At 54.7% G+C, this 13,087-nt stretch carries 11 protein-coding genes; 8 read left to right on the top strand and 3 right to left on the bottom strand.

What is annotated here, in order from left to right; all coding sequences use genetic code 11:
- Nucleotides 1-22: 22 nt before the first annotated feature.
- The 6 genes from ilvL to ilvA all read left to right on the top strand — a co-directional run bounded on the left by ilvL (nucleotide 23) and on the right by ilvA (nucleotide 6,573).
- Nucleotides 23-121, top strand: a complete 99-nt coding sequence (ilvL, locus tag LJN55_RS22240; RefSeq protein WP_105595116.1) for an ilv operon leader peptide — start codon at nucleotides 23-25, stop codon at nucleotides 119-121.
- Between the two features lie 140 nt (nucleotides 122-261).
- Complete coding sequence (ilvG, locus tag LJN55_RS22235; RefSeq protein ID WP_227535311.1) at nucleotides 262-1,908, top strand: acetolactate synthase 2 catalytic subunit; 1,647 nt, start codon at nucleotides 262-264, stop codon at nucleotides 1,906-1,908.
- Complete coding sequence (ilvM, locus tag LJN55_RS22230) at nucleotides 1,905-2,162, top strand: acetolactate synthase 2 small subunit (protein WP_133846881.1); 258 nt, start codon at nucleotides 1,905-1,907, stop codon at nucleotides 2,160-2,162. The genes ilvG and ilvM overlap by 4 nt, the downstream gene beginning before the upstream one ends.
- 18 nt (nucleotides 2,163-2,180) lie before the next feature.
- Nucleotides 2,181-3,107 (top strand): branched-chain amino acid transaminase, encoded by a 927-nt coding sequence (locus tag LJN55_RS22225; protein WP_133846880.1) that lies wholly within the window; start codon nucleotides 2,181-2,183, stop codon nucleotides 3,105-3,107.
- A 65-nt stretch (nucleotides 3,108-3,172) separates the two neighbouring features.
- The gene (ilvD, locus tag LJN55_RS22220) at nucleotides 3,173-5,023 is read left to right on the top strand and encodes a dihydroxy-acid dehydratase (protein ID WP_133846879.1); all 1,851 of its coding nucleotides are present in this window, start codon (nucleotides 3,173-3,175) and stop codon (nucleotides 5,021-5,023) included.
- 5 nt (nucleotides 5,024-5,028) lie between these two features.
- The gene (ilvA, locus tag LJN55_RS22215; protein WP_133846878.1) at nucleotides 5,029-6,573 is read left to right on the top strand and encodes a threonine ammonia-lyase, biosynthetic; all 1,545 of its coding nucleotides are present in this window, start codon (nucleotides 5,029-5,031) and stop codon (nucleotides 6,571-6,573) included.
- On the opposite strand, the gene ilvY is transcribed toward ilvA, so the two are convergent.
- The gene (ilvY, locus tag LJN55_RS22210) at nucleotides 6,570-7,451 is read right to left on the bottom strand and encodes an HTH-type transcriptional activator IlvY (RefSeq protein ID WP_133846877.1); all 882 of its coding nucleotides are present in this window, start codon (nucleotides 7,449-7,451) and stop codon (nucleotides 6,570-6,572) included. The genes ilvA and ilvY overlap by 4 nt on opposite strands.
- Before the next feature lie 167 nt (nucleotides 7,452-7,618).
- On the opposite strand from ilvY, the gene ilvC reads away from it, so the two are divergent.
- Nucleotides 7,619-9,097: a ketol-acid reductoisomerase gene (gene ilvC / locus LJN55_RS22205; RefSeq protein ID WP_133846876.1), complete on the top strand. Its 1,479-nt coding sequence runs from the start codon at nucleotides 7,619-7,621 to the stop codon at nucleotides 9,095-9,097.
- 71 nt (nucleotides 9,098-9,168) lie between these two features.
- Here the strand turns inward: ilvC and ppiC are convergent, their stop codons facing one another.
- A complete protein-coding gene (gene ppiC, locus LJN55_RS22200; protein WP_133846875.1) occupies nucleotides 9,169-9,450 on the bottom strand; it encodes a peptidylprolyl isomerase PpiC in 282 nt (93 codons plus the stop codon).
- A gap of 88 nt (nucleotides 9,451-9,538) precedes the next feature.
- On the opposite strand from ppiC, the gene rep reads away from it, so the two are divergent.
- Nucleotides 9,539-11,557, top strand: coding sequence for a DNA helicase Rep (rep, locus tag LJN55_RS22195; RefSeq protein WP_133846874.1), 2,019 nt, complete (start codon nucleotides 9,539-9,541; stop codon nucleotides 11,555-11,557).
- Between the two features lie 40 nt (nucleotides 11,558-11,597).
- On the opposite strand, the gene gppA is transcribed toward rep, so the two are convergent.
- Nucleotides 11,598-13,082, bottom strand: coding sequence for a guanosine-5'-triphosphate,3'-diphosphate diphosphatase (gene gppA / locus LJN55_RS22190; protein ID WP_133846873.1), 1,485 nt, complete (start codon nucleotides 13,080-13,082; stop codon nucleotides 11,598-11,600).
- Nucleotides 13,083-13,087 lie beyond the last annotated feature (5 nt).

The following is a 13,087-nucleotide window of genomic DNA, read 5'->3' as shown; positions in this document are numbered from 1 at the left end:
CAAGCGAACTAAAAGAATTCAAATGAAAGCCCTTCTACGAGTCATTAGCCTAGTCGTCATTAGCGTCGTCGTGATTATTATCACGCCGTGCGGGGCTACGCTCGGAGAAAGAAAGGCTTAAAAATCAAGCCTGATTTCGAAAGAACCCCCGCACCGAAAGGTCCGGGGGTTTTTTTTTGCCAAGGTATCAACGACAGAGGAACAGAATATGAACAGTAGCATAAAATGCTGTTGTTCCCAGCGAGAGGCGGGGGAATAACTATGAATGGTGCTCAGTGGGTGGTTCAAGCTTTGCGTGCACAGGGAGTCGAAACAGTTTTCGGCTACCCGGGTGGTGCAATCATGCCGGTCTATGACGCGCTCTATGACGGCGGTGTCGAACACCTACTGTGCCGCCACGAGCAGGGTGCAGCGATGGCCGCTATCGGCTTTGCTCGTGCAACCGGTAAAGTCGGCGTCTGTATCGCCACTTCCGGGCCGGGTGCCACCAATCTGATCACCGGGCTGGCAGATGCCATGCTGGACTCTGTTCCTATCGTCGCCATTACCGGGCAGGTCTCTTCTGCCGTGATGGGGACGGATGCTTTCCAGGAAATTGATGTTCTCGGCCTGTCGCTGGCCTGCACCAAACACAGCTTCCTCGTTGAATCCCTTGATGAACTGCCGGTGGTGATGGCCGAAGCTTTTGCCATTGCGAAATCAGGTCGGCCTGGCCCAGTACTGGTTGATATTCCTAAGGATATCCAGTTAGCGAGCGGCGATCTAGCCGCCCATCTGCTGCCAGTTGAACAGGAAATGGCACATCCTCACGCGGAATTACAGCAGGCGCGTAATCTGCTGGCGCTGGCGAAGAAGCCGATTCTGTATGTGGGCGGTGGCGTGGGTATGGCTGATGCTGTACATGCGTTGCGTGCTTTTGCGAAAGAAACGGGAATTCCCACTGTCGCAACGTTGAAAGGTCTGGGCACACCGGATGCTGATGACGAATGCTACCTGGGTATGCTGGGCATGCACGGTACCAAAGCGGCCAACCTGGCTGTGCAGCAGTGTGACCTGCTGATCGCTGTCGGGGCGCGCTTTGATGACCGCGTCACCGGAAAACTCAACACCTTCGCGCCGCATGCCAGTGTGATCCATCTGGATATTGACCCTGCCGAGCTGCATAAACTGCGCCGTGCACATGTTGGCTTACAGGGCGATCTTAATAAGCTGTTGCCTGATTTGTATCAGCCAGTATCCATCAGCGCATGGCGTGATGAAGTGAAAGCGCTGAAAGCCGATCATGGCTGGCGCTATGATCATCCCGGCGAGGCGATTTTTGCTCCGCTGTTTTTAAAACAGTTATCAGATCGTAAACCGCAAAGTGCGGTAGTGACTACCGATGTGGGCCAGCACCAGATGTGGGCTGCACAGCATATGAGTTTTAACCGTCCGGAGAATTTCATCACCTCCAGCGGTCTGGGCACGATGGGCTTCGGCCTGCCCGCAGCCGTGGGTGCGCAGGTTGCCCGTCCAGATGACACCGTCATCTGCGTCTCGGGAGATGGCTCCTTTATGATGAATGTCCAGGAGCTGGGCACCGTTAAGCGTAAACAGCTGCCGGTAAAAATCGTTTTGATGGATAACCAACGCCTGGGGATGGTACGCCAGTGGCAGCAGTTGTTCTTCGAAGAGCGTTACAGCGAAACGAATCTTTCAGATAACCCCGATTTTCTCATCCTGGCCAGTGCATTTGGCATTCCTGGCCAGCGCATTACCCGTAAAGATCAGGTCGACGCCGCATTAGACGCTTTGCTGCACAGTGAAGGGCCATACATGCTCCACGTCGCGATTGATGAGCATGAGAACGTTTGGCCTCTGGTACCACCGGGCGCCAGCAACGAAAATATGATGGAGAAGACTTCATGAAACAGCATCAATTGTCTATAGAAGCACGCTTTCGCCCGGAAATACTGGAACGCATTTTGCGCGTCGTTCGTCACCGTGGCTTCCAGGTGTGCTCAATGAACATGGCGTCGCTGGTCAATACTGACAATATTAATATTGAGATGACCGTTGCCAGCCAGCGCTCTGTCGATTTACTGTCAACGCAGTTAAGTAAATTGATGGACGTTGCATGCGTTCAGATCCAACAACAAACAACACAACAAATCCGCGCATAAGCGCGCAAGGAAACAAGAATGACGAAGAAAGCAGACTTTATCTGGTTCAACGGCGAGATGGTAAAATGGGAAGACGCAAAGGTCAGCGTGATGTCCCATGCACTGCACTACGGCACTTCAGTGTTTGAAGGCGTACGTTGCTATGACTCGCATAAAGGACCAGTAGTCTTCCGCCATCGTGAACATATGCAGCGCCTGCGCGATTCTGCAAAAATCTACCGTTTCCCTGTCAGCCTGAGTGTTGATGAGTTGATGGAAGCCTGCCGCGCCACACTGCGCAAGAACAACCTTAAAAGCGCCTATATTCGTCCATTAGTCTTCGTGGGTGACGTTGGTCTGGGTGTTAACCCGCCGGACGGCTACGAAACGGATGTGATCATCGCGGCCTTCCCATGGGGCGCCTACCTGGGTGCTGAAGCGCTGGAGCAGGGTATTGATGCCATGGTGTCTTCATGGAACCGTGTCGCGCCTAACACGCTGCCAACCGCAGCGAAAGCCGGTGGTAACTACCTTTCTTCTCTGCTGGTCGGTAGCGAAGCACGCCGCCACGGTTACCAGGAAGGCATCGCGCTGGATACTCAGGGCTACATCTCTGAAGGTGCAGGTGAGAACCTGTTTGAAGTCAAAGACGGCATCCTGTTCACGCCGCCGTTCACCTCTTCCGCTCTGCCTGGGATTACTCGTGACGCCATCATCAAACTGGCGCAGGATATGGGTATTGAAGTCCGTGAGCAGGTGCTGTCTCGTGAATCTCTGTATCTGGCTGACGAAGTGTTCATGTCAGGCACCGCAGCGGAAATCACCCCGGTACGCAGCGTCGACGGTATTCAGGTTGGCGAAGGCAAGCGTGGTCCGGTGACCGAGCGTATTCAGTCTGCATTCTTTGGTCTGTTCACTGGCGAAACGGAAGACAAATGGGGCTGGTTGGATCCGGTTAACCCATAACAAAAAATACTTTTCGCGGGCATCATTTGATGCCCGCGCACTATCTGATTTCTGGAGTAAAGAGCATGCCTAAGTATCGTTCCGCCACCACCACCCACGGCCGTAATATGGCCGGTGCCCGTGCCCTGTGGCGCGCCACAGGAATGACCGATGATGATTTCGGTAAGCCGATCATTGCGGTGGTTAACTCCTTCACGCAGTTCGTGCCGGGTCACGTTCATCTGCGCGATTTGGGGAAACTGGTTGCTGAAGAGATCGAAGCTTCTGGCGGCGTGGCGAAAGAGTTCAATACCATTGCGGTGGATGATGGTATCGCCATGGGCCACGGCGGGATGCTCTATTCTCTGCCGTCACGTGAGTTGATTGCGGACTCCGTGGAGTACATGGTCAATGCGCACTGCGCTGACGCCATGGTCTGTATTTCCAACTGTGACAAAATCACCCCGGGAATGTTGATGGCGTCACTGCGCCTGAACATTCCGGTGATCTTCGTCTCCGGCGGTCCGATGGAAGCCGGTAAGACCAAACTGTCCGACAAAATTATTAAACTCGATCTCGTCGATGCGATGATTCAGGGCGCTAACCCGAACGTCAGCGATGCGGAGAGCGACCAGATTGAACGTTCTGCCTGTCCGACCTGCGGCTCCTGTTCCGGTATGTTCACCGCCAACTCGATGAACTGCCTGACCGAAGCGCTGGGTCTGTCACAGCCGGGCAACGGCTCGCTACTGGCAACGCACGCTGACCGTAAAGAGCTGTTCCTGAATGCGGGCCGCCGTATCGTTGCGCTGACCAAGCGTTACTACGAGCAGGATGATGAAACCGCACTGCCACGCAGTATTGCCAGCAAAGCGGCGTTCGAAAACGCCATCACGCTGGATATTGCTATGGGCGGCTCAACCAACACCGTTCTGCATCTGCTGGCTGCCGCACAGGAAGGCGAAATCGATTTCGATATCTCTGACATCGACCGTCTGTCCCGCCTGGTTCCACACCTGTGCAAAGTGGCACCAAGTACCCAAAAATACCATATGGAAGACGTACACCGTGCCGGTGGCGTACTGGGCATCCTTGGTGAACTGGACCGTGCCGGATTGCTGGACAACAGCGTACGTAATATCCTCGGACTGAGCCTGCGTGAAACGCTGGATCAGTACGACATCATGCTGACCAAAGATGAAGCCGTGAAAAAGATGTTCCGCGCTGGCCCGGCAGGTATTCGTACCACGCAGGCGTTCTCGCAGGACACTCGCTGGGACACGTTAGATGACGATCGCCAGGAAGGCTGTATTCGTTCACGCGAGTTCGCCTTCAGTCAGGACGGTGGTCTGGCCGTACTGTATGGCAACATTGCTGAAAACGGCTGTATTGTGAAAACAGCCGGTGTGGATGAAGGCAGCCTGGTGTTCAGTGGTCCGGCAAAAGTGTATGAAAGCCAGGATGATGCTGTTTCTGCCATTCTTGGCGGCAAAGTGGTTGCTGGTGACGTTGTGGTGATCCGCTACGAAGGACCAAAAGGGGGGCCGGGTATGCAGGAAATGCTCTACCCAACCACCTATCTGAAATCCATGGGTCTCGGTAAAGCCTGTGCGTTGATCACCGATGGGCGTTTCTCTGGCGGTACCTCCGGTCTCTCAATCGGTCATGCCTCACCGGAAGCGGCCAGCGGCGGGACCATCGCGCTGGTCAAAGATGGCGATATCATCGACATTGATATCCCGAATCGTGGCATCCAACTGGCGGTACCAGAGAATGAACTGGCTGCCCGTCGTCTGGAAGAGGATGCTCGTGGCGATCAGGCCTATACGCCACACGGCCGTGAGCGTCAGGTTTCCTTCGCACTGCGCGCTTATGCCACTCTGGCAACCAGCGCCGATAAAGGTGCCGTCCGTGACAAGAGTAAGCTGGGGGGCTAACCAACATGGCTGAATCTCAACCGCTATCCGACCAGCCCACGGGCGCAGAGTATCTGCGGGCCGTGCTGCGTGCGCCGGTGTACGAAGCTGCACAGGTGACCCCGTTGCAGAAGATGGAAAAGATCTCCGCGCGTCTCGGTAATACGATTCTGGTGAAACGCGAAGATCGCCAGCCGGTCCACAGTTTCAAGCTGCGCGGCGCCTATGCGATGATCGCCGGGCTGAACGCAGAGCAGAAAGCCTGTGGTGTGATTACAGCATCTGCCGGCAACCACGCGCAGGGTGTGGCGCTGTCATCCAGCAAGCTGGGGATTAAGTCTCTGATTGTGATGCCAGTGGCAACGGCCGATATCAAAGTGGATGCTGTGCGGGCGTTTGGCGGTGAGGTTTATCTGTTTGGGGCCAACTTTGACGAGGCCAAAGCCAAAGCCATTGAGCTGTCTGAGCAGCAGGGTTACACCTTCGTGCCACCGTTCGACCATCCGATGGTGATCGCCGGGCAAGGCACGCTGGCGATGGAACTGCTGCAACAGGATGCGCATCTGGATCGTGTGTTCGTGCCGGTGGGCGGCGGCGGGCTGGCGGCAGGTGTTGCGGTGTTGATCAAACAACTGATGCCGCAGATCAAAGTGATTGCGGTGGAAGCGGCCGATTCAGCCTGTCTGAAAGCCGCGCTGGATGCCGGGCATCCGGTCGATCTGCCACGCGTAGGGCTGTTTGCCGAAGGGGTGGCGGTGAAGCGGATCGGCAGCGAAACCTTCCGTCTTTGCCAGGAGTATCTTGACGACATCATTACCGTCGACAGTGATGCGATCTGTGCCGCGATGAAAGACCTGTTTGACGATGTGCGTGCTGTGGCGGAGCCTTCGGGCGCACTGGCGCTGGCCGGCATGAAGAAGTACATCCAGCAGCACCAGATCCAGGGTGAACGCCTGGCGCATGTGCTGTCCGGTGCAAACGTTAATTTCCACGGTTTGCGTTATGTATCAGAGCGCTGTGAACTGGGGGAACAACGCGAAGCACTGCTGGCGGTGACGATCCCAGAGCAACAGGGCAGTTTCCTGCGTTTCTGTCAGCTGCTGGGTGGCCGCTCGGTCACCGAATTCAACTACCGTTACGCCAACGCAGACGATGCCTGTATTTTCGTCGGTGTACGACTGACGCGCGGATTATCCGAGCGTGAGGAGATTCTGACGCTGTTGTCAGAAGGGGGTTACAAGGTGGTGGATCTCTCCGATGACGAAATGGCGAAGCTGCACGTGCGTTATATGGTGGGCGGGCGTCCGTCAAAGCCATTACGTGAAAAGCTGTTCAGCTTTGAATTCCCGGAGGCACCCGGTGCGCTGCTTCGTTTCCTGCAAACACTGGGTACCCACTGGAATATCTCGCTGTTCCATTATCGCAGCCACGGCACGGACTATGGCCGCGTGCTGGCGGCGTTTGAACTGAGCGACAGTGAACCGAAGTTTGAAGAGCATCTGGCGGCACTGGGTTATGACTTCCACGACGAAACGCATAACCCGGCTTTCCGTTTCTTCCTGGCCGGTTAAAGCAATTTCCAGAAAGCATCAATAAGCGGCTCACTGAGCCGCTTTTTTTGTACGCAAACGCCTAACTCAAACGGCGCCACCATCTCCACATCTTCCAGTTCCAGAATACGATTGCGTATCGGTTCCGGGCTGTTCTCCAGCACCACATCCGGCAGCAGGGCAATACCACAGCCCAGCGCGACCATTGACACAATCGCTTCATGACCGGACACCGTCGCATAAATCTGAGGATTGGCGATATGACGATGACGGAACCAGAGATCAATACGCCGCCGCGAAGGGCCCTGAGCGGGGAGAATAAACGGAATTTGCGCCCAGTCGGGTTGCGGTTGCGTCGCCTGAGCCCGTACCGGACAGGGCAGTGCCGGGGCGATTAACACCAGCGGGATTAACCCCAGCGGGGTAAAACCGATGCTGGTGGGCAGCGTTTCCGGCCGTCCGGCGATGGCAATATCCACTTCGTTAGACTGCACTTTTTCCACCGCGTCGGCAGCATCGCCCGTGGTGAGTTTGATTTCGACCAGCGGATGCTCGGCACGAAAGCGATCGAGAATGGGTGGCAGATGGCTGTAAGCGGCCGTCACCGAGCAGAACATTTTCATCTCACCGCTGAGTGACGGGCCGTTCTGGCCCATCGCGTGCCGCATCTGCTGGTACTGTAGCAGCGTCTGCTGGGCAAACTGACGCAGGCGCTCTCCGGCATCGGTCAGGGTGACAGTGCGGTTATCACGCAAGAATAACGTCTGGCCAAGGTCTTCTTCCAATCGCTGGATTTGGCGTGAGAGCGTGGAAGGACTGACATGCATCGCCCGCGCACTGCGTCCGAAATGGCGGCTTTCAGCCAGATGTAGAAACAATTTCAGGTCACGCAAATCCATCAGAGTCAGGCCTCATTCTTATGTTGCAAAATATGCAATGTCACGTTGTTAATATATCAATTTCAGCAACGCATTTCCTGTCATATGATAAGGTCTATTGAGGGTAAGGAAATAACCTACCCCGACAACAAACAATAATGCGAACACAACCTCATACGGAGTACCCCATGGCTAACTATTTCAACACTTTGAACCTGCGCAACCAGCTGGCGCAATTAGGTAAATGCCGCTTTATGGCTCGCGAAGAATTCGCTGATGAAGCCAGCTACCTGAAAGGCAAAAAAGTCGTCATCGTTGGTTGTGGTGCTCAGGGCCTGAACCAGGGTTTGAACATGCGCGACTCTGGCCTGGATATTGCCTATGCTCTGCGTGCTGAAGCGATTGCTGAGAAACGTGCTTCATGGCGTAAAGCGACCGAAAACGGCTTCAAAGTGGGTACTTACGAAGAACTGATCCCGCAGGCAGACCTGGTGGTTAACCTGACGCCGGACAAACAGCACACTTCTGTTGTTCAGGCTGTTCAGCCGCTGATGAAAGACGGTGCTGCACTGGGCTACTCTCATGGCTTCAACATCGTTGAAGTGGGTGAGCAGGTACGTAAAGACATCACCGTTGTGATGGTAGCGCCGAAATGTCCGGGTACTGAAGTCCGTGAAGAGTACAAACGTGGTTTCGGCGTACCGACGCTGATCGCAGTTCACCCGGAAAATGACCCGAAAGGCGAAGGCATGGCGATTGCTAAAGCCTGGGCAGCAGCGACCGGTGGCCACCGTGCGGGTGTGCTGGAGTCTTCCTTTGTTGCGGAAGTGAAATCTGACCTGATGGGTGAGCAGACTATCCTGTGTGGTATGTTGCAGGCTGGTTCACTGCTGTGCTTCGACAAACTGGTCGCTGAAGGCACCGATGCACCTTATGCAGAAAAACTGATTCAGTTCGGCTGGGAAACCATCACTGAAGCACTGAAGCAGGGTGGTATCACTCTGATGATGGATCGCCTGTCTAACCCGGCAAAACTGCGTGCTTTCGCACTGTCTGAACAGCTGAAAACCATCATGGCACCGCTGTTCCAGAAGCACATGGATGACATCATCTCCGGTGAGTTCTCTTCCGGCATGATGGCTGACTGGGCGAACGACGACAAAAACCTGCTGGGCTGGCGTGAAGAGACCGGTAAAACCGCCTTCGAAACCGCTGCACAGTTTGAAGGTAAAATTGCCGAGCAGGATTACTTCGACCAGGGCGTTGTGATGATTGCCATGGTGAAAGCGGGCGTTGAGCTGGCATTCGAAACCATGGTGGCTGCTGGCATCATCGAAGAGTCTGCTTACTACGAATCACTGCACGAGCTGCCGCTGATTGCGAACACCATCGCACGTAAGCGTCTGTATGAAATGAACGTGGTTATCTCTGATACCGCAGAATACGGTAACTACCTGTTCTCTTACGCAGCAGTACCGCTGCTGAAGGAGTTCATGACCACTCTGCAGGCTGGCGATCTGGGTAAAGCAGTGAACACTGCGACCACCGTTGATAATGCGCAGCTGCGTGATGTGAACGAAGCCATCCGCAACCACGACATCGAAACGGTAGGCCGTAAACTGCGTGGCTACATGACCGATATGAAGCGTATCGCTGTCGCAGGTTAATGACGCGCAGTACCTCCAGGGGCGGATCGACGATCTGCCCGAAAAAAAAGCGCCTGACGGCGCTTTTTTCATTAGTTACGGTACAACACCTTAATGATGTGGTAACCGAACTGGGTATGCAACGGGCCCTGTGGCTCGATCAGTGGGCAGGAGAACACCACTTTATCGAACGCCGGCACCATTGCACCTTGTTTGAACTCGCCTAAATGGCCCCCTTTCTTACCTGACGGACAGGTCGAGTGTTTCTTTGCCAGCTTCTCAAAATCGGCACCTTCTGCCAGCTGGGCTAACAGATCCTGAGCCAGTTTCTCTTCTTTTACCAGAATGTGCAGTGCTGCTGCCATTTTTGCCATGATGTTACCTTGAGTCATAGGGATTTGGCTGGCTATACTACCACGCTGTTATTTTCTTCCCTCTGCAATTTCATTGAGTGACTTATCTATGCGTCTTAATCCTGGTCAGCAACACGCCGTCGAATTTGTTACCGGGCCTTGTCTGGTACTGGCTGGTGCCGGTTCGGGTAAAACACGCGTGATCACCAACAAAATTGCCCATCTGATCCGCGAGTGTGGCTATCAGGCACGCCATATCGCCGCAGTGACGTTTACCAATAAAGCGTCGCGTGAGATGAAAGAGCGTGTGGCACAAACCCTTGGCCGTAAAGAAGCACGCGGACTGATGATTTCGACCTTCCATACCTTGGGTCTGGAGATTATCAAGCGCGAATATGCTGCGCTGGGCATGAAAGCCAAATTTTCGCTGTTTGACGATCAGGACCAGCTGGCATTACTCAAAGATCTGACGGAAGAGTGGCTGGAAAATGATAAAACCCTGCTGCAACAGCTGGTCTCAACGATCTCGAACTGGAAAAACGATCTGATGGATCCCTCGCGTGCGGCAGCGGGGGCGCTGTCCGAACGCGATAAGCTCTTTGCACATTGCTATGCGCTGTATGACAGACACCTTAAATCGTGCAACGTGCTGGACTTCGACGATCTGATCCTGCTGCCCACGCTGTTGTTCCAGCGTAATCTGGAGGTTCGCGAGCGCTGGCAGCAACGCATACGCTATTTGCTGGTGGATGAATATCAGGATACCAACACCAGTCAGTATGAGCTGGTTAAACTGTTAGTGGGTAACCGGGCACGCTTCACCGTGGTAGGGGACGACGATCAGTCAATCTACTCCTGGCGCGGGGCACGGCCACAAAACCTGGTGCTGCTGCAGGAGGATTTCCCGGCGCTACAGGTGATTAAACTGGAGCAGAACTACCGCTCTTCCGAACGCATCCTGAAAGCCGCGAATATCCTGATCGCCAATAACCCACATGTGTTTGAAAAGCGCCTGTTCTCTGAGCTGGGGTATGGCGCCGAGCTAAAAGTGATCACGGCTAACCATGAGGATCATGAAGCAGAACGCGTGACCGGGGAGTTGATTGCCCATCACTTCATCAACAAAACCGGCTACAAAGATTACGCCATTCTCTATCGTGGTAACCATCAGTCGCGGGTGTTCGAAAAGATGCTGATGCAAAACCGCATCCCGTATCGTATCTCTGGTGGTACCTCATTCTTCTCACGCCCGGAGATCAAAGATCTGCTCGCCTACCTGCGCGTGCTGACCAATGCTGACGATGACAGTGCGTTTATGCGTATTGTGAACACGCCACGGCGCGAAATTGGTTCAGCCACCCTGCAAAAGCTGGGCGACTGGGCCATGCAGCGTAACAAGAGCTTGTTCAGCGCCAGTTTTGATATGGGTCTGGAGCAGACGCTGAGCGGCCGCGGGCTGGAATCTTTACAGCGCTTTACTCACTGGTTGCAGGAGATTGCCCGGCTGGCCGAACGTGAACCTGTAGCGGCGGTTCGTGATTTGATCCGGGGTATTGATTACGAGAGCTGGCTTTTTGAAACGTCGCCCAGCCCCAAAGCCGCTGAAATGCGCATGAAAAACGTCAATACCTTGTTCCAGTGGATGACGGAAATGCTGGAAGGCAGTGATATTGACGAAGCGATGACGCTGACCCAGGTGGTGACGCGCTTCACCCTGCGTGACATGATGGAACGTGGCGAAAGCGATGAAGATTCCGATCAGGTCCAGTTGATGACGCTGCACGCTTCTAAAGGCCTGGAGTTCCCTTACGTTTTCCTGGTGGGTATGGAAGAAGGGTTGTTACCGCATCAGAGCAGTATTGACGAGAACAACGTCGAAGAGGAGCGCCGTCTGGCTTATGTAGGGATCACGCGCGCGCAGAAAGAACTGACCTTTACGCTGTGCCGCGAACGCCGTCAGTATGGTGAGCTGGTGCGCCCGGAAGTCAGTCGTTTCCTGCTGGAGTTGCCGCAGGATGACTTACAGTGGGAAAGCGAGCGTAAAGTGGTCAGTGCGGAAGAGCGCATGCAGAAAGGCCAGAGCCACCTGGCGAATCTCCGCGCGCAGTTGGCAAAAGCAAAGAAATAGCACCCGGATTAACGCAGCATCACACCGGGCGCAGCAGATTTCAAACGATGACTAATGACCAGTGCACATAGCTTTGCCAGTGTGCCTCCTGCTCCAGCAGCTCTGCACGCAGAGGATGCGCTTCCAGCCAACCTGTCGGCAACGTCAACGTCAGATTATCATCATCCGCCAGTAAACGGACGGCGGGCAGCATGTCATCGCGCCTGCGGCTGGCGAAAATAATCGCTAATCGCAGCAGACGGCACATCCGTTCGGCAACACGTGGCGGTACGGCATTTTGCTGACTTAACAGCGCCAGATCGATACCGTTCACCTGATTTTGCAGCAATGTCGCCAGTAGCTTTTTCTGCGCTGGCGTAAAGCCTGGTAAATCAAGGTGGCGTACCAGATAAGCCGCATGCTGTGGTGCCTGACGGAAATCGACGCTCAGACCAATCTCGTGGATCAGACAGGCACTTTCCAGCAGTTCCCGGCTGCGGTCGTCCAGCTTCCACACCTGGCTGACCTGACGGGCAAAACTGTCTGCCAGCTGGCGGACACGCTCTGCCTGCTCAGGGTCAATCGCAAAACGGCGCTGGATATTGTGCAGCGTGCGGTTACGGATATCACGATCCACTGGCAGATGCAGCATGCCATACACCAGACCTTCGCGCAGCGCGCCACCGGCCAGCGTCATGCTGTTGATATTCAGCTCGGTAAAGATAGCAATCAGAATAGACAGGCCGCTGGGGAACACTAACGCGCGCTCAAGAGTCAGCCCTTCAATCTCCAGCTCTTCCAGCTTGCCGCACTGAATAGCGCGCTGTTTCAGTTGCTCAAGTTTACTGAGCGTGATGCGCTCATCCATGCCCTGAGCCATCATAATTTCTTGCAGGGCTTGTACAGTGCCGGACGCGCCCACGCAGACCTGCCAGCCCTGTTCGCGTAAAGCATCAGCCACCGGACGGATCATGGCTCGCGCCGCTTGTTCCGCCTGTTCGAAATTCGCTTTACCCAGATGACGATCGGCAAAATAACGTTCAAGCCAGGTGACACAGCCCATCGACAGACTAAACAGCGTCGTCGTCTGTGAACCTCTGCCGGTGACCAGCTCGGTACTGCCGCCACCGATGTCGACGACCAGTCGTTTGTCCGACCCACCCGTAGTATGCGCAACACCTTGATAAATCAGGCGTGCTTCATCTTCACCGCTAATGACATTGATCGGACAACCGAGGATTTCCTGGGCTTTGACCAGGAAACTACCGGCATTGGCAGCAATACGCAGCGTGGCTGTCGCCACAACGCGGATTTGTTCGGGAGGGATGTCCTGCAGTTGCTCGGAAAACAACCGCAGACACTGCCAGCCTCGTTCCATTGCCTCATCTGAAAGATGATTATCGGCATCGAGACCAGCAGCAAGACGCACCTTGCGCTTGATGCGGGCAATGGTCTGGATACTGCCAGCCACTTCGCGCACCACCAACATATGAAAGCTGTTCGATCCTAAATCGATCGCAGCATAGAGTGATGATGCACTCAGCATGGCGG

This window comes from Erwinia rhapontici (assembly GCF_020683125.1).
GTDB lineage: Bacteria > Pseudomonadota > Gammaproteobacteria > Enterobacterales > Enterobacteriaceae > Erwinia > Erwinia rhapontici.
This window is presented reverse-complemented; position numbering and strand designations above follow the sequence as displayed.

Bases quoted from the DNA above. Each gene is read 5' to 3' on its own strand.
- ilvL (WP_105595116.1), top strand. From the start codon at position 23: ATGAAAGCCCTTCTACGAGTCATTAGCCTAGTCGTCATTAGCGTCGTC.
- ilvG (WP_227535311.1), top strand. From the start codon at position 262: ATGAATGGTGCTCAGTGGGTGGTTCAAGCTTTGCGTGCACAGGGAGTC.
- ilvM (WP_133846881.1), top strand. From the start codon at position 1,905: ATGAAACAGCATCAATTGTCTATAGAAGCACGCTTTCGCCCGGAAATA.
- LJN55_RS22225 (WP_133846880.1), top strand. From the start codon at position 2,181: ATGACGAAGAAAGCAGACTTTATCTGGTTCAACGGCGAGATGGTAAAA.
- ilvD (WP_133846879.1), top strand. From the start codon at position 3,173: ATGCCTAAGTATCGTTCCGCCACCACCACCCACGGCCGTAATATGGCC.
- ilvA (WP_133846878.1), top strand. From the start codon at position 5,029: ATGGCTGAATCTCAACCGCTATCCGACCAGCCCACGGGCGCAGAGTAT.
- ilvY (WP_133846877.1), bottom strand. From the start codon at position 7,451: ATGGATTTGCGTGACCTGAAATTGTTTCTACATCTGGCTGAAAGCCGC.
- ilvC (WP_133846876.1), top strand. From the start codon at position 7,619: ATGGCTAACTATTTCAACACTTTGAACCTGCGCAACCAGCTGGCGCAA.
- ppiC (WP_133846875.1), bottom strand. From the start codon at position 9,450: ATGGCAAAAATGGCAGCAGCACTGCACATTCTGGTAAAAGAAGAGAAA.
- rep (WP_133846874.1), top strand. From the start codon at position 9,539: ATGCGTCTTAATCCTGGTCAGCAACACGCCGTCGAATTTGTTACCGGG.
- gppA (WP_133846873.1), bottom strand. From the start codon at position 13,082: ATGCTGAGTGCATCATCACTCTATGCTGCGATCGATTTAGGATCGAAC.